At 65.6% G+C, this 25,124-nt stretch carries 22 protein-coding genes; 12 read left to right on the top strand and 10 right to left on the bottom strand.

Going from position 1 to position 25,124, the window contains the following annotated elements; genetic code table 11:
• Positions 1-126 precede the first annotated feature (126 nt).
• The 3 genes from QZT63_RS15520 to QZT63_RS15510 form a co-directional block, all read right to left on the bottom strand.
• Positions 127-1,278: an acyl-CoA dehydrogenase gene (locus QZT63_RS15520; RefSeq protein ID WP_290652404.1), complete on the bottom strand. Its 1,152-nt coding sequence runs from the start codon at positions 1,276-1,278 to the stop codon at positions 127-129.
• 31 nt (positions 1,279-1,309) lie between these two features.
• Complete coding sequence (locus QZT63_RS15515; RefSeq protein WP_290652403.1) at positions 1,310-2,506, bottom strand: acyl-CoA dehydrogenase family protein; 1,197 nt, start codon at positions 2,504-2,506, stop codon at positions 1,310-1,312.
• Between the two features lie 91 nt (positions 2,507-2,597).
• On the bottom strand, positions 2,598-3,779 hold the full coding sequence (locus tag QZT63_RS15510) for an acetyl-CoA C-acyltransferase (RefSeq protein WP_290652402.1): 1,182 nt from the start codon (positions 3,777-3,779) through the stop codon (positions 2,598-2,600).
• Between the two features lie 308 nt (positions 3,780-4,087).
• Between QZT63_RS15510 and QZT63_RS15505 the strand changes: the two genes are divergently transcribed.
• Entirely contained in the window at positions 4,088-4,546 is a 459-nt protein-coding gene (locus QZT63_RS15505) for a MaoC family dehydratase (protein ID WP_290652401.1), read from the top strand.
• Positions 4,547-4,585: 39 nt separating this feature from the next.
• Here QZT63_RS15505 and surE read toward each other — a convergent pair whose 3' ends face one another.
• Entirely contained in the window at positions 4,586-5,374 is a 789-nt protein-coding gene (gene surE, locus QZT63_RS15500) for a 5'/3'-nucleotidase SurE (protein WP_290652400.1), read from the bottom strand.
• Positions 5,375-5,529: 155 nt separating this feature from the next.
• Here surE and QZT63_RS15495 point away from each other — a divergent pair, with 155 nt between their 5' ends.
• The 6 genes from QZT63_RS15495 (at position 5,530) to QZT63_RS15470 (ending at position 11,407) form a co-directional block, all read left to right on the top strand.
• Positions 5,530-6,288, top strand: coding sequence for an SDR family NAD(P)-dependent oxidoreductase (locus QZT63_RS15495; protein ID WP_290652399.1), 759 nt, complete (start codon positions 5,530-5,532; stop codon positions 6,286-6,288).
• Between the two features lie 57 nt (positions 6,289-6,345).
• On the top strand, positions 6,346-7,416 hold the full coding sequence (locus QZT63_RS15490) for a phosphotransferase family protein (RefSeq protein ID WP_290652398.1): 1,071 nt from the start codon (positions 6,346-6,348) through the stop codon (positions 7,414-7,416).
• 250 nt (positions 7,417-7,666) lie between these two features.
• Entirely contained in the window at positions 7,667-9,130 is a 1,464-nt protein-coding gene (locus QZT63_RS15485; protein WP_290652397.1) for a zinc-regulated TonB-dependent outer membrane receptor, read from the top strand.
• 14 nt (positions 9,131-9,144) lie between these two features.
• Positions 9,145-10,044 (top strand): metal ABC transporter substrate-binding protein, encoded by a 900-nt coding sequence (locus QZT63_RS15480; protein WP_290652396.1) that lies wholly within the window; start codon positions 9,145-9,147, stop codon positions 10,042-10,044.
• Positions 10,044-10,619: an ATP-binding cassette domain-containing protein gene (locus tag QZT63_RS15475; RefSeq protein WP_290652395.1), complete on the top strand. Its 576-nt coding sequence runs from the start codon at positions 10,044-10,046 to the stop codon at positions 10,617-10,619. Before QZT63_RS15480 ends, QZT63_RS15475 begins: the two co-directional genes overlap by 1 nt.
• The gene (locus QZT63_RS15470; RefSeq protein WP_290652394.1) at positions 10,619-11,407 is read left to right on the top strand and encodes a metal ABC transporter permease; all 789 of its coding nucleotides are present in this window, start codon (positions 10,619-10,621) and stop codon (positions 11,405-11,407) included. The genes QZT63_RS15475 and QZT63_RS15470 overlap by 1 nt, the downstream gene beginning before the upstream one ends.
• 11 nt (positions 11,408-11,418) lie before the next feature.
• On the opposite strand, the gene QZT63_RS15465 is transcribed toward QZT63_RS15470, so the two are convergent.
• The 5 genes from QZT63_RS15465 to QZT63_RS15445 form a co-directional block, all read right to left on the bottom strand.
• Positions 11,419-14,013, bottom strand: a complete 2,595-nt coding sequence (locus QZT63_RS15465; protein WP_290652393.1) for a fused MFS/spermidine synthase — start codon at positions 14,011-14,013, stop codon at positions 11,419-11,421.
• 88 nt (positions 14,014-14,101) lie between these two features.
• On the bottom strand, positions 14,102-14,347 hold the full coding sequence (locus QZT63_RS15460; RefSeq protein ID WP_290652392.1) for a DUF1244 domain-containing protein: 246 nt from the start codon (positions 14,345-14,347) through the stop codon (positions 14,102-14,104).
• 59 nt (positions 14,348-14,406) lie between these two features.
• Complete coding sequence (locus tag QZT63_RS15455; RefSeq protein ID WP_290652391.1) at positions 14,407-15,399, bottom strand: PA2778 family cysteine peptidase; 993 nt, start codon at positions 15,397-15,399, stop codon at positions 14,407-14,409.
• Between the two features lie 4 nt (positions 15,400-15,403).
• Positions 15,404-16,879 (bottom strand): TolC family outer membrane protein, encoded by a 1,476-nt coding sequence (locus QZT63_RS15450; RefSeq protein WP_290652390.1) that lies wholly within the window; start codon positions 16,877-16,879, stop codon positions 15,404-15,406.
• 90 nt (positions 16,880-16,969) lie between these two features.
• Positions 16,970-17,500, bottom strand: coding sequence for a Fur family transcriptional regulator (locus QZT63_RS15445; RefSeq protein ID WP_290652389.1), 531 nt, complete (start codon positions 17,498-17,500; stop codon positions 16,970-16,972).
• Between the two features lie 345 nt (positions 17,501-17,845).
• Here QZT63_RS15445 and QZT63_RS15440 point away from each other — a divergent pair, with 345 nt between their 5' ends.
• The 5 genes from QZT63_RS15440 (at position 17,846) to QZT63_RS15420 (ending at position 24,038) form a co-directional block, all read left to right on the top strand.
• Complete coding sequence (locus QZT63_RS15440; RefSeq protein WP_290652388.1) at positions 17,846-18,595, top strand: electron transfer flavoprotein subunit beta/FixA family protein; 750 nt, start codon at positions 17,846-17,848, stop codon at positions 18,593-18,595.
• Between the two features lies 1 nt (position 18,596).
• Positions 18,597-19,538: an FAD-binding protein gene (locus tag QZT63_RS15435; protein WP_290652387.1), complete on the top strand. Its 942-nt coding sequence runs from the start codon at positions 18,597-18,599 to the stop codon at positions 19,536-19,538.
• Positions 19,539-19,642: 104 nt separating this feature from the next.
• The gene (locus QZT63_RS15430; protein WP_290652386.1) at positions 19,643-20,863 is read left to right on the top strand and encodes a CaiB/BaiF CoA-transferase family protein; all 1,221 of its coding nucleotides are present in this window, start codon (positions 19,643-19,645) and stop codon (positions 20,861-20,863) included.
• A 72-nt stretch (positions 20,864-20,935) separates the two neighbouring features.
• Positions 20,936-22,483 carry an acetolactate synthase large subunit gene (locus QZT63_RS15425; RefSeq protein WP_290652385.1) on the top strand — a complete coding sequence of 516 codons (1,548 nt, stop codon included), beginning with the start codon at positions 20,936-20,938 and terminating at the stop codon, positions 22,481-22,483.
• A gap of 91 nt (positions 22,484-22,574) precedes the next feature.
• Positions 22,575-24,038, top strand: a complete 1,464-nt coding sequence (locus QZT63_RS15420; protein ID WP_290652384.1) for a coniferyl aldehyde dehydrogenase — start codon at positions 22,575-22,577, stop codon at positions 24,036-24,038.
• Between the two features lie 82 nt (positions 24,039-24,120).
• On the opposite strand, the gene QZT63_RS15415 is transcribed toward QZT63_RS15420, so the two are convergent.
• Complete coding sequence (locus QZT63_RS15415; protein WP_290652383.1) at positions 24,121-24,867, bottom strand: UDP-2,3-diacylglucosamine diphosphatase; 747 nt, start codon at positions 24,865-24,867, stop codon at positions 24,121-24,123.
• Between the last annotated feature and the right edge of the window lie 257 nt (positions 24,868-25,124).

The raw sequence follows: 25,124 nt of genomic DNA, 5'->3' as shown, positions 1-25,124 counted from the left end.
GATGAGAAAATCGTTGGGCACGGTCGTGCCATTGTTTACCCACGGTGCCGGATGGCCCTGGCCCGAGTGGTCCCGGGCCCCGTGCAGTCGCTGCCCGGAGTGGAACGCCCCGGGCAGTCAGCGGCCTCAAAGCTCCTTCGGCACCGTCATGTGGCTCGAGAAGCGGTCCAGGTGCGCGTCGGCGTCCCCGAACTGATTGTCGATCATGGCGATGCGCTTGGCGTAGTGGGCGAGGTTGTACTCTTCCGTCATGCCAATACCGCCGTGCAGCTGGATGGACTGCTCGGAGACGAAGCGCCCGCCCCTGCCCACCTGGTTCTTGGCCGTTGAGACGGCGCGCCGGCGTTCGGCAACGTCGTTGCCGGCGAGCTTGGCCGCGGCTTTCATGGTGGCCGAGCGGGCCTGTTCCAGCTCCATGCGCATTTCCACCATGCGGTGCTGCACCGACTGGAAGGTGCCGATGGCCACGCCGAACTGTTTGCGCTGCTTGAGGTAGTCGAGGGTCAGGTCGCAGGCGACGGTCATGGCGCCCACGGCCTCGGCACACACGGCGAAGGCGCCGCGGTCCTGGGTGAGCTCGATCAGGTCAGCCGCCTTGCCGTCTTGTCCGATCAGTGCGTCTTCGCCCACCTGTACGCGGTCCAGGCGGACTTCAGCGGCGTGCAGGCCGTCGATGGTGGGGTAGCCCTGGATGCTGACGCCCTGGGCCGTGGCGTCGATCAGGAACAGGCTGATACCGTCGGCGTCCATGGTGTCGCCGCCGGTGCGGGCACTGACCACCAGCTTGTCGGCGCTGTCGCCGTGCAGCACGACAGCCTTGTGGCCGCTGAGGACATAGCCGCCGGAGGAGCGTTCCGCGCGGCTGCTCACCTGGGTGTCGCTGTAGCGGTTGTCCGGCTCGCCGTGGGCGAAAGCGAGTAGGAGCTCGCCACTGATGAGCGGCTCCAGTATGGCCTCTTTCTGGGCGTCGCTGCCGGAATCACCGATCAGCTGGCCCGCGGTGACAATGGAGGCCACGTAAGGCTCCAGCACGAGGCCTTTGCCAAAGGCTTCCATGACCAGCATCGTCTCCACCGGTCCGCCGCCGAAGCCGCCAAGCTCCTCGGAAAAGGGCACGCCCAGCAGGCCGAGCTCGGCGAGCTGATGCCACATCTCGCGGGTAAAGCCCTCCTCGGCCTGCATGTAGCTGTGTCGCTGCTCGAACCCGTACTGGTCCTGCACCAGGCGCTCCACCGTGTCCTGGAGCATACGTTGTTCGTCGGTCAGAGAGAAATCCATGGTTGTGTGCTCCGTAAACCGTGTTGCCCGCTCAAAGGCCCAGAATCATCTTGGAGACGATGTTCTTCTGGATCTCGTTGGAGCCGCCGAAGATGGTCAGCTTGCGGTTGTTGAAATACGTGGCCGCGGCGGTCAGCGCGTAGTCCGGCGCCACGGCGTCGTCCGTGCCTGCCTCGCTCAGGGCTCCCGGCTGGAAGGGCAGGGCGTACGGCCCCACGGCCTGGCGGATCAAGTGGTAGATCTCCTGGCGGATCTCCGTACCCTTGATCTTGAGCATGGATGCCTCCGGCCCCGGTGCCTGCCCGTGCTGGACGGCGGCGATGACGCGCAGGTCGGTCATCTCCAGGGCGTCCAGCTCCATCTCGATCTGCGCGACCTTGGAGCGGAACGTCGGATCCTCGATCAGCGGCCGGCCGTTTTTCTTCTCCCGGGAGGCGATGTCCTTGAGCCGGCGCAGCTCCATCTTGCCACGGCCGACCCCGGCGATGCCGCTGCGCTCGTGCCCCAGCAGGAATTTTGCGTAGGTCCAGCCCTTGTTCTCTTCGCCGACCAGGTTCTCAACCGGCACTTTGACGTTGTCGAGGAAGACCTCGTTGACCTCGTGGGCACCGTCGAGGGTGATGATTGGCCGTACGCTGATGCCGGGGGTGTTCATGTCGATGAGCAGAAACGAGATGCCTTCCTGCTTCTTGGCCTGCGGGTCTGTACGCACGAGGCAGAAGATCCAGTCCGCGTGCTGGGCGAGGGTGGTCCAGGTCTTCTGGCCACTGACGATGTAATGATCCCCCTGGCGCTCGGCGCGCGTTTTCAGTGAGGCCAGATCGGAGCCGGCACCGGGCTCCGAGTACCCCTGGCACCACCAGGTATCCGCCGACAGGATCGGGGGCAAGAACTGTTGCTTTTGTTCCTCGCTGCCGAAGTTCATGATCACAGGTGCCACCATGGCCAGGCCAAACGGCAGTAACGGTGGAGCGCCCGCCAGCGCCGTTTCCTCTTCAAAGATGGACTTCTGCACGGGTGTCCAGCCGGGGCCGCCGTACTTCTCCGGCCACCCCGGGGCGGCCCAGCCTTTCTCATAGAGGATCTTCTGCCAGCGCACGAACTCCTCTTTGCCGAGGTGCTTGTGGTTGAGCACCTTGTCGCTGAGAGCGGGGGGCAGCTTCTCGTTTAGAAACGCCCGCACGTCATTGCGGAACGCCTCTTCTTCTGGGGTGAAATTGATATCCATGACTTGAAACTCTCCAGCCGGTTGATGGAACCCGTCGCAAGAACGCCCCCGGCAGCCGCGGGCCGCCGGGGGCGGGGGTTGATTGCTCGGCTCAGCAGACCTCGAAGAGGCCGGCCGCGCCCATGCCGCCACCCACGCACATGGTGACAACCACGTACTTGGCGCCGCGGCGCTTGCCCTCGATCAGAGCATGGCCCGTCATGCGGGCACCGCTCATGCCGAACGGGTGGCCAATGGATATGGATCCGCCATTGACGTTGAGCTTGTCGTCCGGAATGCCCAGTTGGTCCTTGGAATAAAGCACCTGAACGGCGAAGGCCTCGTTGAGCTCCCAGAGGTCGATGTCGTCCACCTTCAGCCCGGTCCGCTCCAGCAGCCGCGGCACGGCGTAGATCGGGCCGATGCCCATCTCGTCCGGCTCCAGGCCGGCCACGGCAAAGCCGCGGAAGATGCCCAGGGGGTTGATGTTGCGCTGCTCCGCCAGTTTGCCGTCCATGACCACACAGGCAGAGGCGCCGTCCGAGAGCTGGCTGGCGTTACCGGCCGTCACGTGCTTGCCCGGGCCCATTACCGGCTCCAGCGAGGCCAGGCCCTCCAGGGTGGTATTCGGCCGGTTGCATTCGTCCATCTCCACCGTGCGCTGCTCGGTCCAGGTCTTGCCGGATTCCTTGTCCTTGAACGCCTGGGTGACCGTCATGGGCACGATCTCGTCGTCGAAGTGGCCGGCCTTCTGGGCGGCGGCGGTGCGCTGCTGGCTCTTCAGCGCGTAGTCGTCCTGGTACTCCCGGGAGACCCCGTAGCGCTCGGCGACGATGTCCGCCGTCTCGATCATGGACAGGTAGATCTCCGGCTTGTGCTCTTTCAGCCACTCGTTGTACAGGTGGACCTTGTTCATATTGGCCTGGGCCAGACTGATGGATTCCACACCGCCGGCGGCCATCACCGGAACGCGATCGACCAGCACCCGCTGCGCGGCCATGGCGATGGTCTGCAGGCCCGAGCTGCAGAACCGGTTGACAGTGGTGCCGCCGGTGGTGATCGGCATGCCGGCGCGCAGGGCGATCTGCCGGGCGATGTTGTGCCCGGTGGCACCCTCGGGGATGCCGCAACCCATGATCACGTCTTCGACTTCCGCCGGATCCACCCCCGCGCGCTCCACGGCATGCTTGAGGGCGTGGCCCCCCATATCGGCCCCGTGGGTGATGTTGAATGCCCCGCGGAATGACTTCCCAAGCGGCGTGCGTGCGGTGGATGCAATTACAGCGTCGGACATGGTGTTCTCCTCGTCGGACATTGGTTGCGGGGTCTCGCCGTTACAGGCACACGGCCTCACGCGGAGCCACCGGGCAAGCGCGACAACCCCTTATTGTGCAGGGCAGCATGAGGCTTTCGGCTGCTTCCCACCGAGTTTGAATCAGTATAGGGTGTTGGCTTTCAGAAGCAAAATTTTTAAAATCTGATTCCGCTAGGCGAAATTAAGAGGATGGCTTGCGGCGTGGCAGGCGACACTCGGCCAGCGTGCAATGCACGCTGTTGCCCTCGCCCACAGTGCCCTTGCAGAGCAAATGGAGGAGAACCCACGTGCTGGTAGTCAATGGCCTGGACGAACTGAAGACACTTGGCGGGCGGGATCTTGGCGTCTCCGACTGGGTCACTGTGGATCAGGATCGGATCAACGCATTCGCGCAAGCCACGGGCGATCATCAGTGGATCCACCTGGATGAAGAACGCGCGCGGCGGGAATCACCCTATGGCACCACCATTGCCCACGGCTTTCTGACCATCTCGCTCCTGCCGCTGCTGGCTCGGCAGTTACTCGAGATTCGCGGTGTCAGTGCGCGTATCAACTATGGGCTGAACAAGCTGCGTTTTACCGGCCCGGTGCCCGCGGGCTCGCGGGTGCGCCTGCGCCAGGGCTTGAAGGCCATCAGCGAGCGGGACGACGGTAGCGTGCAAATGATCGCCGAGGTCGTGATTGAAGTCGAAGGCCAGGACAAGCCCGCATGCATTGCCGAGTCAGTGAGTCTTTGCCTGCCTTAGCAGATGGTGTGCAACCGCGAGGGCCAGCGCCCGGCGTCATCAGCGCGGCCGCTCCGCGCCCAGGTGTTCCGCAAGCTGTGCCTCCAGGCTTTCGTCGTGGCGTTCCAGGCGCAGCGGTGAGATGGCGATGTAGTGACGCCTCAGGGCTTCAACGTCCGTGTCCGGCGCCCTGATAGCGGAGTAGTCATGGTGAAAGGCGAACCAGTAATAGGGCTTGTCCCGTGTGTCGGTCCGCGCCTCGATGCGCACGCCGGCGATCGAACCGCGACCTTGACGGCAGACCGCCCGCCCGGCAACCGCGTTCGGTTCAACGGCGGGGAAGTTGACGCTAAAACACAGGTCTTTTCGCCATGGGGTGGCGGCCAGGTCGCGGATCAGTGCCGGCGCAAAACGGCGCGCCGTCTCCCACGGAACCGGTTCCGGGCTGTGAAAGGCCTGGCTGAGCGCAATCGCCGGGACGCCCATGACCAGGGCTGTCATGGCGCCGCCGAGGGTGCCCGAATAGGCCACCGAATCGCTGACGTTGGCGCCGCGGTTGATGCCCGAGAGCACCATCTCCGGCAGTGCGTCGCGCATGAGGTGTTGGGTCGCCATGAGCACACAGTCGCTGGGAGTGCCGGAGACCGCATAGTGCCGGGCGCCAAGGCGCCGGCATCGGACCGGGTCGTGCAGTGTCACACTGTGGGAGCTGCCGCTCTGGTCCACCTCCGGTGCGACGATCCAGACCTCATGCGCCACTTCTGCGGCAATCTCCCCAAGATGGGCCAAGCCGTCGGCATCAATGCCGTCATCATTGGTCAGGAGAACGCGGGAGAGGGTGGCCGTCATCGGCAGCTCCTGACTCGTGGCGGATTCGGGCAGCCCATTATGCGCCGCCGCGAACCTTCGGGCCAGTTGCGCCCGCAGCAGCTCTACCCAGGTGCACGGGCATCGGGGCACGAGCTGCCCTCATTCCATCAGCACCAGCCAAGGGGGTAGACACCATGATTGATCTCACAGACAAGGTCGCGCTGATTACCGGTTCAAGCCGCGGCATCGGCAAGGCCATTGCCGAGGCGTACGCCGCGCACGGGGCCAAGGTCGTGATCTCCAGCCGCAAAGCCGAAGCCTGCGAGGCCGTGGCAAAGGAGCTCACGGGCAAGGGGCACGAGGCCATTGCGGTGCCGTGCAACATTGGCGTCAAGGAAGAGCTGCAGCAACTCGTGGACGCAACCATGCAGCAGTGGGGGCGCATTGACATTCTCGTTTGCAATGCCGCCACCAACCCCGTCTACGGCCCCATGACCGAGCTCACGGATGCAGCCTTCGACAAGATCATGAACACCAATGTTAAGAGCACGTGGCAACTGTGCAACATGGTGGTGCCGCAGATGGCCGAGCGAAACAACGGCGCCGTGATCCTGCTCTCCAGCATCGCTGCACTGCGCGGCAATACCGTGATCGGCGCCTATGGCATGTCTAAGGCCGCCGAGGCGGCGCTGGCGCGCAACATGGCGCTGGAGTGGGGGCCGTCCAACGTGCGGGTCAACGCCATAGCGCCGGGACTGGTCAAGACTGACTTCGCCCGTGCATTGTGGGAAGACCCGGAGCGTCTCAAGCGCGTGGAGAATCAGACGCCGCTGCGGCGTATCGGTGAGCCGGAGGATATCGCCGGCGTGGCCTTGTTCCTCGGCTCACGCATGGGGGCATACGTGACCGGGCAGACCATCGTGGCCGACGGTGGCGAGACGGTATCCGGCTGAACCGCAGGCCACTTCGCCCGTTGACGGGCGCTGACGTGCATGGGGGCACTGACAGTTATGAGCGAAGAGAGCCAACAGCTGGTGGATGTCCTGGACTCCCATCGATTCGACGAGCGCAGGCTGGCCGACTACCTGGCGCAGCAGCTCCCGGAGGAGTTCGGTGGGGCGCTCGATGTCAAGCAGTTCCAGGGTGGTCAGAGCAACCCCACATTCCTGCTGGAGTGCGGTGGTCGCCGCTATGTCCTGCGCAAGAAGCCGCCAGGCAAACTGCTCCCGTCCGCGCATCAGATAGAGCGGGAGTACACGGTCATGTCCGCCCTGCGCCACACCGATGTGCCGGTGCCGGAAATGCTCCTGTTGTGCGAGGACGATGGCATCATCGGAACGCCGTTCTACGTCATGCGGTTTATCCGGGGGCGGGTCTACAGCCACCCGGCCCTGGAGGAGGTGTCGCCGCAAGAGCGTCGCCAGATCTTCCAGGCGAAGGCGGACACCATGGCGCGACTGCACAACGTCGATTACGAGGCCGTGGGTCTGGCCAACTTCGGGAAGCCGGGCAACTTCCTGGGTCGGCAGATCGGCCGCTGGGGCAAGCAGTACGAGGCCTCCAAGACCGGCGAGAACCCGTCCATGGAGAAGCTCATGGCCTGGCTGCCGGAGAATATCCCCGCGGACAGCGACGAGACCACCATCGCCCACGGCGACTTCCGCCTGGGGAACCTGATGCTCCATCCGGAGCGCCCGGAAGTGGTGGCGGTACTGGACTGGGAGTTGTGCACCCTGGGCCACCCGCTCTCGGATCTGGCCTACTGCTGCATTCCCTACCATCTACCCTCTGGCCTGCCGGGGATTCGCGGTCTCAAGGATCTGGACCTGGAGGCGCGCAATATCCCCTCGGAAGAAGCGTTCGTGCAGATGTACTGCGAGCGGGCCGGCCGCCGGGGCGGTATCAGCGACTGGCCGTTTTACACCGCCTTCGCACTGTTCCGCCTCGCGGCCATTCTGCAGGGCGTCTACAAGCGCGCCCTGGACGGTAACGCCGCCAACGCTGACGCCCTCAAGGTCGGTGAAGGCGCCACCATCCTCGCCGACGCCGGCTGGGAGGAGGCGCAACGCCTTCAGCGGTGAGGGGAACACTCGCACCCGTGCAAGCCCGGCCAACATCCGATGGTGGCCGGGCTCTTTTGTGCGCTGTGGGCCTGTGGTCGAGCGAGCCCGCGGGTTGGCTGCAGGGGCCGGGGGTTGGTCCTGTGTTACGGGAAAGAAATGTAATAATATTGCATTCGTGAGGCGACGTTATATAATTCCATTTTTCCGGTCGACGCCGGGCCTGACATCCATTCCGAGTTTCTGGAGCTACGCAACCATGAGGGCAATCATGAAGGGAGCGTATTGGGTTCAGGGGGCCGCAGCGGCGGCGCTCCTGCTTGGGTCGAGTGTCGCCCTGGCGCAACAGGACGGCCAGGGACAAGGCGGCACCCAGGAGGACATGCTGGCGGAGGAGGGTGGTGTTCTCGGCGGCCTGCGTCCAGGCTCCACGGAGCGCATCGGCGCTGGCACCGCCTTCAATCCCTCCATCTCCGTCATCCTGGACGGCGTTTACAAGAACACGTTCAGTGGTGATGCCCACGAACCGGGCGGCTTCGTCGCAGGTCACGACCACGGGCATGGCCACGGTCACGCCCATGGCATGGAAGAGGGGTTTCAGCTTCGTGAGACAGAGTTTGCCTTCGAGGCGTCCGTCGACCCGTACTTCGACGCCTTCGCCATGCTGGTCATCGAGGGTACGGACACCGTCGACCTGGAAGAAGCCTATTTTACCACCACCAGCCTGCCTTGGGGCCTGCAGATCAAGGGTGGTCGATTCCTCTCCGATATCGGCTATATCAACCGCCAGCACGCCCACGAATGGGATTTCGTCGACCGGCCGCTGGTCAGCGAGTACCTGTTCGGCGACCACGGTCTCCAGGACACTGGCGTACAGCTCAACTGGCTGCTGCCGACGCGCACCTATCTCAAGGCAGGTGTCGAGGTGCTGCAGGGTGAGACGTCCGGCATCGCCACCTTCGAGGGTGAGATGGACGTGCGTCCGGAATGGATCGTGTCCGAACCTGATGGCAGCAATCCGCGGCGCGAACGCACCGACGCTCAGGATTTGCCCTTCGACGATGCGTCCGGTCCACGATTGTTTACAAGCTTCCTGAAATGGGGCCCGGATCTCGGTTTCGACCACGCGGCGCAGTTCGGAATCTCCGGTGGATATGCCCGAGCCTTCCAGCGCATGGATGAACACAGCCAGGGGCTGCGGGTCGAAACCTGGGACGGTGACGCGTGGTTCGCCGGCGTGGACGCAGTGTACAAATACGACGGCGGAGGCTACCTGGGTCAAGGTGACCTGACCCTGCAGGGGGAGTATTTCTATCGCAACATCGACACCGACTTTTCGTACTTCAACCACGAGGACGCGAACGAGTGGGAGCGCGGAACCGCCGCCGCCGACGGCACGTCGGGGCGCTTTCAGCAGGATGGCGCCTATCTTCAGGCAGTGTATGGCATCGCCCCGCGCTGGCGCACGGGTGTTCGCGCCGAAGCGCTGGGGATTGCCAAGAATCAGGCCTGGCATGACCGCGACGAGGGCAACGGGTTCGCCGATTTCGACACCAGTTACCGCTATTCCCTGAACACGACGTTCTACCCGTCGCACTTCTCCTATCTGCGGGCGCAGGTGAACTTGGCCGACTTCGCCAGTGACGACCCCAGCAACGGCGACCGTCACGACGAGTGGAGCTTCATGCTCCAGTACAACCTGAGCCTCGGCGCACACGGCGCCCACCCGTTCTGAGCGAGGGAGCAGTAATGATGCCGAAACGCACGATCCTGACAGGCCTGCTGAGTGCGGCGCTTGCCGTCGCACCGGCGGCGCAGGCGCTGGACATCGCCGCCACCACCTCCAACATGGGCATGCTCGCGAAGCACGTGGGCGGCGAGCATGTGGATGTCACCACCATGGCGCCGCCGGATCGCGATGCGCACTTTCTTGAGGCGCGTCCGTCCATGATGGCCGCCATCCGTGGCGCCGATCTGGTGGTATCCGTGGGCGCCGAATTGGAGGATGGCTGGCTGCCCGCCGCGATTCGCGGCGCCAACAACCCGGGCGTGCGGGCGGGCCAGAGCGGATATTTCGAGGCCGCGGCGCAGGTGGAGCTGCTCGGTGGCGGTGGTCCGGCGGACCGCTCGCGGGGCGACGTGCACCCGGCGGGCAACCCGCACGTCTACCTGGACCCGATCCGCATGGGGGAAGTGGCCGAGGCATTGGCCGGCCGCCTCGCGAACAAGGACGCTGCCAACGCCGAAACCTACGAGAGCAACGCCCGGGCGTTCGCCGAGCGCGCCGAAGAGCACGTGGCGCAATGGCGCGAGAGTGTGGATGGCGCACCCGGCGTGGTTCTGTATCATGCCGATGCCACGTACCTGCTCGAACGCCTCGGGGTGCCGGATCTCGATTACCTTGAGCCAGTGCCCGGCGTACCGCCGACGGGGTCGCACCTGCGCTCGCTGATCCGTGATCTGGAGGGGCAAGACGGCGTCATTATCCGTTATCCCTATCAGCGCGAGGACCACGCGCAGTTCGTGGCCGAACAGCTCGGTTGGGAGTACTACACGCTGATGAACGGCGTGGAGATCGGTGGCGACGCCGATGACTACTTTGCGCTGCTGGAGCAGTGGGTGGAGGCGTTGCGCTCTCCCTTGGACTAATGGCTGAACGTTTGCTGACTTTCGACGGCCTGCAGGCCGGTTACGAGGGGCCCGTTGTCGGGCCCCTCGGCTTTTCCGTGGGGGCCGGCGAGGTCGTCGGACTCGCCGGCCCGAATGGCTGCGGCAAGTCCACCATCATGCGTGTCCTCACCGGCGGGGCGCGAGTCTTTGCCGGGACGGTGACGCGCCGTGAAGGGTTGCGGGTGGCGTATCAGGCACAGTCCGGCCTGAACCTGGATCCCAGCAGCGGCGAGATCCCGCTTCGTGTGCGCGAGGTTGTGCGGTTGATGGATGTGGCGCCGGCTGATTTGCCGGCGCGGCTCAAGGCCCTGCTCGATGTGCGGGTCGATCGGCTGAGCGGCGGGGAGCAGCAGCTGCTGTTCGTATGGTGCGCCATCGGCCACCCGGCGGAGCTCCTCCTGCTTGACGAGCCCACCAACAACCTGGATCCCGACGGCGAAGCGTTACTGACGGAAACCCTGCGCGCCCTGGCACCGGGCCGGGCCGCCCTGGTGATCTCCCACGAACGGGATTTCCTGGAGCAGGTCGCGGACCGTATGGTGGAGATCGCCTGATGCCGTGGGATCTGCTGTTTGATCCACTCTTCAGGCTGCCGTTTTTCACCGGCCTGGTCTTTGCGGTGGTGCTTCCGGTACTCGGCCTGTACCTGCGCATGCGCGAGGAGTGGCTTGCGGCGCTGGGGTTTGCGCACCTTGGCGGTGCCGGGGGCGTCGTTGGCAGCCTGATGGGTCTGCCACCGGTGCTGGCGGCACTTGGCGTGGCGGGGGGCGGCGTGGCGGCGCGCGGGCTGGTGCGGCGCACCGGCAACGACCTGTATGCCGTCATGATTCTCGGCGGCTGGGCCGCGATGATCCTTGGGTCTCAGTTCGGCCACCACGCCCGCACCCTCGCGCAGACCCTGGTGGACGGCCAGCTCTACTTCACCGGCATCGAGCAGTTGGTCACGGCGCTGGTATTCGCTGTGGTGTTCGCGACTGTCATGCCCTGGCTCTCTCCCCACCTGCTGCGGGCGCGCCTGTTTCCCGGGCAAGATCGCGCCAATGGTCGCCCCGTCGCCATGCTCGGCTTTGGCTTTAACATCCTGGTCGCGGCCGCTGTGGCGCTAGCGTCCATGGCCATGGGGGTGATGGCCTCTTTCGCCCTGATCTTCATTGCCCCATGGGTGGCCTTCGCCCTCGCACCCGGGTGGCGGGTTGCCTTGCTGCTTACGATGCTGATCGGGATTGCGGCGTACCTGGTCGCCTTCGTCATGGCGCTGGTCGGTGATCTGCCCTTTGGCCCCACGCTCGTCGCCATCGTCGTGGTGCTGGCGATTCTGCGTCTGCTGCCGCGGTGGCGTTGAACCCCGAAGGCTCAGCGGCCTTCCTCCCAGCGTGAACGGGTGTCGGGGCTGTCCGGAGCGGGCGGCGGCTGATCAAATGGCGTAAGCTCCAGGAAACGCTGCAACTGGGCCTGAGCGAGGTCCTCCTGATTGTTCAGCCGCAGCACGTTATAGAAGTAGTAATGCCGGCCTGCATGCACGTAGTCATGGCCGGCCCGGTCCAGCGGTGCCAGGTAGGGGTCCCGCGCCGGCGAAGTCTCCTCGGCCAGTTGCTGGTACAGAAGGCCGAGCTGTGAGCCGATCATCCAGGTGTCCTCACCCGCCTGGACCCGCCGCTGGCTCCGCGGCGCGGCGTATTCGATCACGGGGCGGTCGCGGGTGTTGAGCGGCGCATCGTCGAACAGGGTGCTTTCGCTGATGTTCCCGGCATAGAACCGCAAGCTCACCGCTTGCAGCAGATCGTCGGGCAGCGCGGGATTATTGGCCAAGGAGCGTCCGTGCTCCACCAGCGCGTCGGGATTGACCGTCACGCCTTCCTCGGTTCCCACCAGGGCGACGATGGAGCCGTCGGCGAAGAGATCTCCGCGCCACATGACCACCTGCGGAAACGCCGCCTGCATGGTCCGTGCGATGGTCGAGAACTCCCCCTCGGTCAGCTGGTACAAGGGGAGCCACTGGACGAACAGTCCATTGTCCGCCAGGCGTTCGCGACCCAGGCGATAGTGCTCCAAGGTGTATAGGTTGCCGGTGCCCGCCTTCCAGGGGGTGAAGAGATCGCTGATGATCAGGTCGTAGTCCGTGTCCGCGTGGCGCAGGCAGTGGTGGCCGTCCTCCGCGCGCACGTCCACGCGCGCGTCACTGAACAGCCCCTGGGTCCAGGGCTCGAAATGCCGCTCGGCGAGTTCCACCACTTCGGGCAGCAGCTCGCAGACATCCACTCGCTCCACCGGGAACAGCAACGATGTACCCGCTGTGATGCCGGTCCCCATGCCCAGATAAAAGACCGAGCGCGGCGCCGGGTGCGTCAGCATGGGGATCAGAGTCTGGTTGCGCTCGGACTCCAGGGCCCCCGTGCCGCCCAGCGTGTAGAAATTGTTGACCCGGATCAGGCGATGGGGGCCGCGCTCGATGACAGCAGCGGTCGCGTGGGTGCCTTCGATTACCTCGACGAGCGCCTCGCCGGCGGACGCATCCACCCGCGTTGCGGCAGGCCCATCGACCCGCACTGTCAGGAGCACACCGGCGGCCAGGGCCGCCGGCGCGGCCCACGCCACCCGCCGGTGCCACGGCAGCGGCTCGCGGAGGATCAGCGGCAACATCAGCAGGGGGTATAGCCCCGCGAGGACAAGCAGGCTACCGGTGACGCCAAGCCAGGGGAGCAGAACGAAACCGGCCGCCAGGGAGCCGAGAATGGCGCCGGTGGTGTTTACCGCGACCAGGCGCCCCAGGATCTCCCCCGGCTGCGGATTGGCTGCCTCGGCGAGCCGAAGCAGATAGGGCAGCGTCAGCCCGAGCAGAATCCCCGGCAGCACCATCACCAGCAGCGCCACCACCGACACCGCCGCCAGGTATTCCAGCCACGAAGCTCCCGGACCGACGTAGGCGAGGCCTCCCGTGACCGCATGGAATGCCCAGGGTGAGGCCGCCGTCACCGCGGCTGACGCCGCCAGCATGGCCAGCAGCAGGTGACGGGGCGCCGGGCGGGACAGGCGGGCCAGGGCGTTCGCGACCAGCGATCCCAGGGACAACGCCATGAGAAACGCCACCAGCACCACGGCGTACGTGTACACCGAGTTCTGCAGCACCTGGGCGAACAGGCGGGTCCACAGCACCTCCACACCCAGGGTGGCCAGACCGGACACCAGGGCAACCAGCAAGATCAGGCGATGAGGCAACGCGGCATCTGCCTCGGTGACAGCGGGGGTGGGTCGCGTTTGCCGCCGCAACCTCCGTTCCCGCTCACGCCGCTGCTTTGTGCCACTGCGGGCGGCGGTGGCTGCTGATACGGCACACAGCGCGAGCAGGATTGCGGCGACGCCGACGCCCGCGTCAATGCCGATGGCCAGGAGGTAGGCGCCGTTGAACCCGAGTGCCGGCGGCAGGATGAATCCGGCGGCCAGGGCACCGAGGGCGGAGCCGAAGGTGTTGAGGGCGTAGACGGCGGTGCCGGTGGTGGCGAGCCGGCCAGTCGTTCGGACCAGGTGCTGGCCCATCATCGGCAGTGTTCCACCCATCAGGAATGCGGGCGGAAACAAGATGACGGCTCCGAGGCCAGCACGCAGGGCAGATACCGCCCACTCGGCTCCACCGGTCGCCGCGAAAAGCCATGGATAAACCATGTGGTAGAGGTCTAGCAGAAAGAAGTGGCCCAGGGCCGTCGCGGCCACGCCAAGCTCAAGCAGTCCGAAAGCCCTGAGCGGAGACCGGACCGTTGGAGCGAGCCGCCCCCAGAGCCAGCCCCCCGCGGCCAGGCCGGCGAAGAAAATGGCGATGGCCAGGGCGGCAGCTTGGGCGGTGTTGCCGAACAGCAGCCCCAACTCCCGGACCCATAGGACTTGGTATACCAGGGCGGCGAAGCCGGACAGCAGGAACAGGCCGGCGGTGGCGGCGATCACGACGCGGGGCATGGGGTCCGGGATTGTCCGAGCGAAAATCGTTATCTTATATCATTGTGACTCGCGCTGCACTCGATCTGGCCGGATTCAGGGCGTGTTGCTACTTCTGGTACTTCTCCTTCCACTCGCTGTACGGCATGCCGTAGATGATCTCCTTTGCCTCCTCGTCGGTCATGACCACGCCGCGCTGCTCGGCGGCGGCGCGGTACCACTTGGATAGACAGTTACGGCAGAAACCGGCGAGGTTCATGAGGTCCAGGTTTTGGACGTCCGTGCGCTCCCGCAAGTGACTGACGAGCTGACGGAATGCGGCGGCTTCCAGTTCGGTGCGGGTCTGTTCGTCCATTGGGCCCTCCGGTGAGGCGAGTGAGCGATCCGCCACCAGTGTAACAATCCTGGCGCCCGTCAGTCGGCTTGCGCGTCGCAGGCGGCGCCGTCTGTGCGTTGCTGGCAAATGGTCTCCAGCGTGTCCTTGAAGGCGTCGGTGAATGGGCTGTCGACTTCCAGCGCTGCCCGGGCCTTGTTTTCCGCGTCCGCGTACCGCCCCTGCTCCAGCAGGAGCATGGCAAGGTTGTTGTTGAGTACGCCACGCAGGCTTTCGGCTTCATCGAGCCCCCGGCGGGCGGCGGCCGCCGCGCCCCGTGCGTCGCCTTCGCCGTGATGCAGATTGACCAGGGCGACATGGAAGCCGCCGTGCCGCGGCCAGTGTGCACGGCCGCGCTCGTAGGCAGCGCGCGCTGCACTGGCGCGACCCGTCTCCTCCAGGTCGAGGCCAGCGCGCAGCCAGTGGGCAGGTTGCGCCGTGGCGGGCAGCTCGTCGGGGCGAACGACCACGATGGCCCAGTTATCACCGCGCTCCCAGGTGCGGCGGAAGCGGTCCAGCGTTGTGATCTGGCGCTTGTGCTCACCAGACCGGAGGACATACGCGTGGTTGTCCGGTTTGTAGCCGACCACCACGGCGTAATGCCACACGGGTAGCCAGCCCAGGCCCAGGTTCTGGAAGACCATGACCGGGTTGCCGGCGTGCAGCTCGGCGACAATGGCATCGTGGGTGCCTGGGATCCGATAAGGGACGCGGTCCCGGGCACGGGACTGTGCCTTGATCTCGCTCTGAAAGGTGCCTCTCCGGGCGGGGACGAAAAGGTCCGGTTTCAAGGTCTCGGGCGCAACGTCGTGGCCGCTCCACTGGAGCATTGCCGCCAGAGCGGCCGGTCCGCATTGCAACGCCTCCTGCGGGTGGTGGGGCACATCGGTCAGCTCCACCGCCTGCGGCGGTTCGCTGAATGCCTCGTCCGGGTCGAGCGCGGTCAAGGCGGCACAGCCGCCGAGTGAGAGCACCAGGAGCACGGCCGGCAGCCACCGGGACAGGGATCCGGCCGCCGCCAGGCGCTTTTTCATGGCGTCATTCCAGGTCGTTATCCTGCTCCAGCCTGTCCGGGTCTTCGGGAGTTTCCACCTCATCGAGACTGGAGAGGTCCTCGATTTCGTCGGCCGCCTCGTCAGCCAGGAAGAAATTCACGTCGTCGATGGTGGACGCGTCCACGGCGGAGCCGACGGCGACCTGAAGTTGAAGGTAGTTGAGCAGGTAGTTATACCGCGCCTGCGCCAGATCCCGTTGGGTGGCAAAGCGGTCGCGCTGGACGTTGAGCACGTCCAGGGTGGTGCGAAGACCGACTTCCAGGCCGCGGCGGGTCGAGCGTTCCGTGCTCATGACCGATTGCAGCGCCTGTTCGAAGGCACTGATCTGGCGCAGATTGGAGACCAGGTTCAGGTAGGCGGACTCCGCCTCCAGGCTGGCCTGGCGCTTGGCGTCAATGGAGTCCTCGAAGAAGGCGTCCCGCTCGGCCTGGGCTTCGCGCACCTGGGATGATGCCGAGCCGCCGGCGTACAGCGGCATGGTGAGTTGCAGCCCCACAGTCGTCTGTTCTGCGTCGATGGCGCCATCGAACCCCGGTTGCGTCGCACCTGGTTGTCGAAAGCCAAGGCTGTCGCTCTGGTAATTGCGGCCGTAACTGGCAACCAGATCGACGCGGGGGAAACGCTCGCCGCGTACCCGTCGGATCTCGGTGCGCGAGCGCTCGAACTCGCCTTCAGCCAGGCGCACGTTCAGATTGTTGCGTTCGGCGCGGTCGGCCCAGATATCCGCGGAGTCCGGCGAGGGGGGTTGGGCGGTAAAATCCTCGCGCAGTTCTGCCAACTCGCGCGGTGGCTGACCGATCACGCTGCGCAGATTCTGGCGGGCGACCCGGAGGTCGTTCTCCGCGCGCAGTCGTTGCGCCTCAACCTGATCGAAACGGGCCTGCGCCTCATCACGGTCCGTGACGGTGCCACTGCCGACCTCCAGGGCGCGTTCTGCACGGCGCAGCTCCGACTCGACGGCTTCCAGCTCGGCTTCCGTGAACCGTAGTGTGTCTTGGGCCAGTAGCGTGTCGAAGTAGACTTCGCTCACGCGCAGGAGAATAGCCTGCTGGCTCTGCGCATATTGCAGGCCGGCCTGGTTCTGCAGAATGTCGGCCTGGTCGGCCAGGGCAAAACTCTCCCGGCGGAATAGCGGCTGCGTCAGGGTGACCCCGGCGGACCAGCTCTGGAAGTCGGCACTATCGCGCCCCAGGTCGCCGAATTCTTGGTTCTCCCAATTCTGGTTGACGCCGGCTTCCAGGTTGATGCGGGGCAGAAACAGGGCGCGCGCCTGGGGTTGCAGCTCCTCGCTTGCCCGCAACCGCGCCTGGGCGGCGCGCAGGCTGGGATCCTGCTCCACCGCAAGGCGGTAAGCCTCGCTGAGATCCATGCGGTCGCCGCCGGCCAGACTCTGGCCATTGATCAATAGGGCACTACCGAGGCCGAGGGTAACACCAAGCCTCCAGACGAATGCGCGCATGGCGTGGCTCGACTCCATAAGCAATGGCGGGGTCACAATATGACGGATGGCGGTCAGTGGCAAGCCGACCGTGCGGTCAGGCCCGCGGGATTAGCCACCGTTCGGGGGCGATTCTAAGCTGTCCGCGGCCTGGGTCGCCTGCCGGCAGGCTGGGCAGATTCCGTTGATCTCGATGGTTTGGGAATTGACCTGGAATCCCAGTTCCGCCGCTTTGTTGCTCAGCACCCGGTAAACGTCGCCATCGTTAAGTTCGGCCACGGCATTACAGTGCTGGCAGATCAGGAATTGCCCCACATGCGGCTGCTTGGGATCGCCACAGCCGACAAAGGCGTTCAGGGACTCGATGCGATGAACGAGGCCCTCTTCCAGCAGGAAGTCCAATGCGCGGTAGACCGTCGGCGGCGCGGCGCTGCGGCGCTCTGAACGCAGCATATCGAGCAGATCGTAAGCCTTCATGGGCTCGTGACGGCGCCAGATAAGCTCCAGGACGCGCCGCCGGATCGCCGTTAGCCGAACGCCGTTGTCCCGACATTGCCGTTCGGCACGGTTGAGGGCATCGTCCACGCAATGTTCGTGGTCGTGATCGGCATGCTTGAACGGCGTGACAACATTCGTACCCATACGTGAGCGCGTCTCTCGTTCAGTCTCTGCAATACTATAACATGGCTGCAGCGTGGGTGATCGAAAACGGGGCGAGCCACGCCCAGAGGTAGCTCAGCGGCGCCCTCGGCGCAGGCGACAAGTCGGGGACATTCTGTACAATACTCTTAGCTCGGATGACCGAACGCGGATGAGATAATTTGACACGGTTGTGCTCGTTATCTATATCTGTGCTCGGTAGGATAAAACGAAATAGAGTTTTGCAGCGCGGAATAAATTACGCGGTCGGGCGACGCTCCCCAAGCGATCCCGGTCAGCCTGTTACACCCATTGCTCGCCAAGCGCACAATGCAGAACGGAGATGCTATGAAGATTCTGGTCCCTGTGAAGCGCGTGGTGGACTACAACGTCAAAGTCCGCGTCAAGGCGGATGGCAGCGGCGTAGAGACCGCCAACGTGAAGATGTCCATGAACCCCTTCGACGAAATCGCCGTTGAGGAAGCCGTGCGCCTCAAGGAAAAGGGTGTCGCGGAAGAGGTGGTGGTGGTGTCCATGGGGGTGAGCCAGTGCCAGGAGACCATCCGCACGGCGCTGGCCATGGGGGGCGACCGTGGCATCCTGGTGGAAACCAGTGATCCGCTGGAGCCGCTCACGGTCGCCAAGTTGCTCAAGGCGGTGGCCGAGAAGGAACCCCCCGACTTGGTGATCCTCGGCAAGCAGGCGATCGATGATGATGCCAACCAGACCGGGCAGATGTTCGCCGCGCTGATGGGTTGGGGCCAGGGCACGTTCGCCTCCGTAGTTGCGGTGGAGGAGGGCAAGATCCAGGTCACCCGAGAGATCGACGGCGGTGCGGAGACCGTGGCTTTGAAGCTGCCGGCGGTGGTGACCACCGATCTGCGCCTCAATGAGCCGCGCTATGCCAAGCTACCCAACATCATGAAGGCGAAGAAGAAGCAGCTTGACAAGTTGACGCCCGCTGATCTCGGCGTCGACACGACCCCGCGCCTGAAGACGGTCAAGGTCTCCGAGCCGCCGAAGCGCAAGGGCGGCGTCAAGGTGGCGGATGTGGCCGAGTTGGTGGATAAGCTCAAGAATGAAGCGAAGGTGATCTGACATGACCATTCTCGTCGTAGCAGAACATGACAACTCGGCACTGGCGTCCTCGACCCTGGGCACGGTCAGTGCCGCCAAAGCGATCGGCGGCGATGTCGATGTGTTGGTTGCCGGCAAGGACTGCAGTGCCGCGGCCGAGGCCGCCGCCAAAGTGGACGGGGTGAGCCGGGTGCGCGTCGCCGATGCGGCGCACTACGAGCACGGCCTGGCCGAGGATCTGGCCAGCCTGGTGTCGGGTATGGCCGGTGACTACAGCCATATTCTCGCCCCGGCGACCACCTTCGGCAAGAACTTCATGCCGCGCGTGGCGGCCCTGCTGGATGTGGCCCAGATCTCCGAAATCACCGAGGTGGAGTCCGAAGACACCTTCACACGGCCGATTTATGCCGGTAATGCCATGGCCACCGTACAGTCCACGGACAGTACCAAGGTCATTACCGTGCGGCCCACCGCCTTCGAGCCGGCTGCGGCCGAGGGCGGGTCTGCCGCCGTAGAGGCGGTCGAGGCAACCGAGCACAGCGGCCTTGCCGATTTCGTCAGCCAGGAGCTGACCAAGTCCGACCGCCCGGAGCTGACTTCAGCGAAGATTGTGGTCTCTGGCGGCCGCGGCATGGGCAGTGGCGAGAACTTCAAGATCCTGGAAGACGTCGCCGATAAGCTTAATGCTGCCTTGGGCGCCTCCCGGGCGGCGGTGGATGCCGGTTTCGTGCCGAATGACTATCAGGTCGGGCAGACGGGCAAGATTGTCGCTCCGGACCTCTACATCGCCGTGGGCATTTCCGGTGCCATTCAGCACCTGGCCGGAATGGAAGGCTCCAAGGTGATTGTTGCCATCAACAAGGACGAAGAGGCGCCGATTTTCGAGGTGGCGGATTATGGGCTGGTCGCCGACCTGTTCCAGGCGGTTCCTGAGTTCTCGCAGGCGCTGGACAAGGTTCGCTGAGGCGCTCCGGCGACATCGCTTCAGCAAACGGGGTGCCCACCATCGGGTGCCCCGTTGTCTCCGTGGCGCCACACGTCCACAACTCAACGGGATCCCTTCCACCCATGCCCGCCGTCCTCGAAACTGTCCGTGTGCTCGATCTGAGTCGCATCCTCGCCGGTCCCTGGGCGGGCCAGTTGCTCGCCGACCTGGGCGCGGAGGTGATCAAGGTCGAGCGGCCCGGGCGTGGTGATGACACCCGGGGCTGGGGCCCGCCATATCTCAATGACGCCGATGGCCACCCCGCCGAGTCCGCCTACTACCTCTCGACCAATCGCGGCAAGCACTCCGTTGCCATCGATCTTACCCGCCCTGAGGGCCAGGCACTGGTGCGGGCGCTCGCGGCGCAAAGCGACATCCTGCTGGAGAACTACAAGGTGGGCGGCCTGAGGCGCTACGGGCTGGATTACGCCAGCCTGCGGGGCGTGAATCCGCGGCTCATCTATTGCTCGATTACGGGCTTCGGTCAGACGGGCCCCTACCGAGAGCGCGCGGGGTACGATTTTCTGCTCCAGGCCATGGGCGGGCTCATGAGCATTACCGGGGCACCGGATGCCGACGGCGGCGAGCCCACCAAGGTGGGGGTGGCACTCACGGATATTCTTACCGGCCTGTACGCCACCGTCGCCAGCCTGGGCGCACTGGCCCACCGGGAGCGCACCGGCGAGGGCCAGCACATTGACCTCGCGCTGCTGGATGTGCAGGTGGCCACCCTGGCGAATCAGGCCATGAACTACCTCGTCGGCGGTCAGGTGCCGGGGCGCATGGGCAATGCGCACCCGAACATCGTGCCCTATCAAACGTTTCCCACCCGCGATGGTTACCTGGTGCTGACCGTGGGCAACGATGAGCAGTTTCGGCGGCTGTGTGAGATCATGGCGCGGCCCGATCTGCCAGACGATCACCGCTACGCCACCAATGCCGCCAGGGTGGCGAATCGGGAGGTGCTGATCCCGGAGCTTAGCGCCGTATTCCGCACCCGCGCCACGGGTGCCTGGCTTGCCGACCTGGAAGCCGCCGGCGTGCCCTGCGGCCCGGTGAACAGCATCGATCGCGTGTTCGCCGACCCCCAGATCCAGGCCCGGGGCATGCAGACCGTCACGGAGCACCCGCAGCTCGGGGCCGTCCCCGCGGTGGCCAACCCCATCCGCTACTCGGCGACACCGCTGGACAGCACCCGGCCGGCCCCACGGCTGGGCGAGCAGACCGATACTATACTTCGTGACATCCTGGGCCACTCCGACGAGGCCATCGCCGAGCTGCGCCGGCAGCGCGTCATCGGCTGAGGCGACCCGCCTTTGACCCAGGGCGCTCACCCTGGAGACAGATGGCCGGCATAACCACCATTACAGGAGAAGATGATGAACGGCGCCGAGGCGTTGCTGCGCACCCTGATGAACGGCGGAGTGGAAGTGTGTTTCGCCAACCCGGGCACATCCGAAATGCACTTCGTCGCCGCCCTGGATCGTGTGCGCGGCATGCGGCCCGTGCTGGGGCTGTTCGAGGGGGTGGTGGCAGGCGCCGCGGACGGTTACGCCCGCATGGCGGACAAGCCGGCCGCGACCCTGTTTCACTTGGGGCCGGGCCTGGGTAACGGGCTCTCGCAGCTGCACAATGCCATGCGTGCCCGCACGCCGATTGTCAACGTGGTGGGCGAGCATGCCACCTGGCATCGACGCTATGAGACACCGCTGGCCTCGGACGTGGCGGCCTATGCCAGGCCGGTTTCCGGCTGGCTGCGGACCTGCGCCTCGGCGCGTGTGCTCGCGGCCGATGCGCGCGCTGCCGTGCAGGCCGCCCACGGGCCTCCCGGGCAGATCGCCAGCCTGATCCTGCCGGCGGACTGCAGCTGGGACGAGGCCGGTGAGCCCGGTGCCGCGCTGCCGCCACCCCGGCGACGGGCCGTGGACGACGCCGTATTGCAGGAGGTGGCGACGGCGCTTCGCTCCGGTGAGCCCACCGTCCTCCTCATGAACGGTGCGGCCGTGCGCGCCGACGGGCTGCATGCGGCGAGCCGATTGGCCAACGCCACCGGGGCCACCGTCCTGGCGGACACGTTCACCTCGCGGCTGCAGCGTGGTGCGGGGCGCAGCCCCGTGCAACGCTTCCCCCGCTACCCGGAGCAGGGGGCGGCGCTGTTGGGTCAAACGCGCCACCTGGTGCTGGTGGAGACCGTCCCGCCCGTGGGTTTCTTTGCCTATCCGGGGCAACCGAGCTGGTTGACCCCCGAGAGCTGCCGGATTCACACGCTGGCGGCCCCGGGGGAGGATTCCGTGGCGGCGCTGGAGACGTTGTGTGAAATGCTCGGCGCCCCGGAAGATGGGGCCACGGTGCAGGAGGCGTCGGTGCCCGCGCCGGCCACTGGGGCGCTGACGCCCGAGGCCGTCGGCCAGAGTGTTGCTGCTTATCTGCCCGAGCACGCCATTGTCTCCGACGAGGCAGTGACCTCCCGCGGGGGATTGCCCGAGGCGACCGCGGGATGTCCGCCCCATGACTGGCTGTCGCTGACCGGTGGCGCGCTCGGGGGCGGCCTGACTGTGGGCCTCGGCGCTGCCGTGGCCTGCCCGGACCGCAAGGTGCTGTGTCTGCAGGCCGACGGAGCCGGCATGTACAACGTGCAGTCCCTTTGGACCATGGCCAGGGAGCGGCTGGATATCACCGTGGTGGTCTATGCCAACCGCAGCTACCGCATCCTTCATCACGAGTTCGAGCGGCTTGGACTCGGCGACGTGGGCGAGGGCGCCCGGCAGCTTATGGATATCGGCGAGCCGACCCTCGACTGGGTGGCCCTGGGCCGTGGAATGGGTCTCGAGTCGCACCGAATCGAATCCACCGAATCATTCAACAGCCAGTTCGCCGCGGCCATGCAAGCGCGCGGCCCGCAGCTCCTGGAGGTGGTGCTTTGAGCATGCGGGAGCGCAGCGGCCGGGTGCCCAGGAGGGCGGGAGACACTGGCTCCATGACGGCTGCAGTCCGCTGCCCGATGCGGGAGCTGCCATGAGCGCGACAACGAATGCCATGCCCTCAGGTTCCGGGAGCGCGGCGGACGAAATGGGGATCATCGAGTGGATGCCCCGTTGCCTGGAGCGCCAGCGTGAGGCCTTTCGGGCGTCGCCGTACCCGGATGCCGCATCTCGCCGTGATGCCCTGGAGCGCCTGCGCCGGGCGGTGTCGGCCTACCAGGGCGAGCTGGCAGAGGCCATTTCCCGGGATTTCGGCGGACGCTCTCGATTCGAGACGATGACGGTCGACATCGTGCCCACCCTCATGGGCATCCGGCACGCAAAGCGCCACGCGGGGCGCTGGATGCGCAGCCGCCGGCGTTCGCTCCACCCGATCATGCAGCCGGCCGGGGCGCGCATCGTCTATCAGCCCCTGGGTGTAGTCGGCATCATGGTGCCCTGGAATTATCCCGTCCTCCTCGCCCTGGCGCCGCTCACGGGTGCACTGGCCGCGGGTAACCGGGCCATGATGAAGCTCTCGGAGTTCACCCCGGAGAGCAACGCCGTGCTGCGCAAGCTGCTGGCCGAGGCGTTCAGCGCGGACGAAGTGGCGGTGGTGCTGGGTGATGTGCCGGTCAGCCAGGCGTTTGCGAGCTTGCCATTCGATCATCTGATTTTTACCGGCTCCACCACTGTGGGGCGGCGGGTCATGGCCGCGGCCGCGGAGAATCTCACACCCGTGACCCTGGAGCTTGGCGGCAAGTCGCCGGTGATCGTGGATGAGGACGCGCCGCTGGGGCCCACCGTGGAGCGGCTGCTGTTTGGCAAGCTGGTGAATGCGGGGCAGACGTGCATCGCGCCGGACTATGTTTTGTGCACACCTGCCCGCCGGGAGGCGCTGGTGGCGGGCATCCAGGGGGCGTTGCCGCGTTTGTATCCGCGCCTGCGGGAAAACACCGATTACGCGAGCATTATCAACGAGGCGCAATACGCGCGCTTGCAGGGCCTGCTTGAGGATGCGCGCGAACGGGGGGCGCAGGTGCTGCCACTGAATCCGGGCGGCGACGACTTGCAGGGCACCCGCAAACTGGCGCCACATCTGGTGCTGGAGGCACCGGCACAGGCCCGGGTGCTGCGGGAGGAGCTGTTCGGCCCGATTCTTCCGATCGTGACCGTGCCGGACCTGGAGGCGGCGCTTGCGTACGTGCAAGCCCGGCCGCGGCCGCTCGCACTGTACTACTTCGGGCAGGAGCGCGCGCGTCAGCAGCGGGTGCTGACCCACAGTCACGCCGGGGGGGTCTGCATTAACGACACCATGCTCCATGTGGCGCAGGAGGAACTGCCGTTTGGCGGGGTGGGCGAGTCCGGCATGGGCCACTATCACGGCCACCACGGGTTCCTGACCTTCTCCCACCAGAAGGCGGTATTCACCCGCGGCCGCGTCAATCCCACACGGCTGCTCTACCCGCCTTACGGCGGCGTCGTGCAGCGGCTGATTCAGTGGTTCATGGCCCGATGAGTCAGCATGATGGCGCTGTGCGATCTGCGGCAAGCCGCAGGAAATGGAGGGGCAGGACCTCATCCACCGCCTGCGCGCCGCTTCATGCCTCGCGCCCTGCCAGCGGCAGGTGCTTTAGCTCGTAATCGCCCTCCTGATACCACAGCACGCTCCCTTGATCGTACCAGTCGCCGAGCACGATACGGGTGGCCGGGCGACCGTCCAACTCGAAGGTATGGGTGTTCGGCCGGTGGGTGTGGCCGTGGATTATACGGTGGACGCCATGCTCGCGCATGGCCTTGACAACCGCGTCACCATTGACGTCCATGATGGTATCGGAGGTTTCGGCCAGTGCGCTGTTGCGTGAGGTGCTCTCGTCGCGCGCTTCTTTCGCCATGGCGATGCGTTCCTCCACCGGGCGAGCGAGGAAGACTTTCTGCCAGTCCGGGTCGCGCACCATGGCACGGAACTGTTGGTATTCATGGTCGTCCGTACACAGCAGGTCGCCGTGCGTGAGCAGCACGGGCTCGTCCCCCAGGCGCGTGACGGTGGGGTCATCGAGTAGCTGGGCGCCGGTGATTTCGGCGAACTGGCTGCCCAGCAGAAAGTCGCGGTTGCCGTGCATCACGTACAGCGGGGTGCCCGTGGCTGAGAAGGCCCGCATGCTGGCGAGCACGGGGTGATCGGGGGGGGCGGCGTCGTCTCCGATCCATGCCTCGAACAGGTCGCCGAGGATGTACAGGGCGTCGGCACGGCCCGCGGTCTCCCGGAGGAATCGCAGAAACAGCTGCACGATTTGCGGTCGACGCTCGTCCAGGTGCAGGTCGGCGATGAAAACAGTCGGTCGCATGATCCGACTCCTTGCCAATTGGAGAGTACCTTGCAGCATAACGGGCCGCCGGGCACCCCACAAACCGATGTGAGGGCGGTTGGGCCGCTGGCTAGTGTCCTGTCCCGCAAATAACGTTACGATTGTCGCGGCCCTGACGGCCCCTGGCGGCGTTGCGCCTCCTCGCCGTAGTCCCCGCTACGCCTCCTCGGCGCGCCTTGCCAGGAACCGTCAGGATCCACGCCAATTTTCGCAACTTATTTACGGGACAGGACACT

The sequence above is a fragment of the Aquisalimonas sp. genome (genome assembly GCF_007120195.1).
In the GTDB taxonomy this organism is placed as follows: domain Bacteria; phylum Pseudomonadota; class Gammaproteobacteria; order Nitrococcales; family Aquisalimonadaceae; genus Aquisalimonas.
This window is presented reverse-complemented; position numbering and strand designations above follow the sequence as displayed.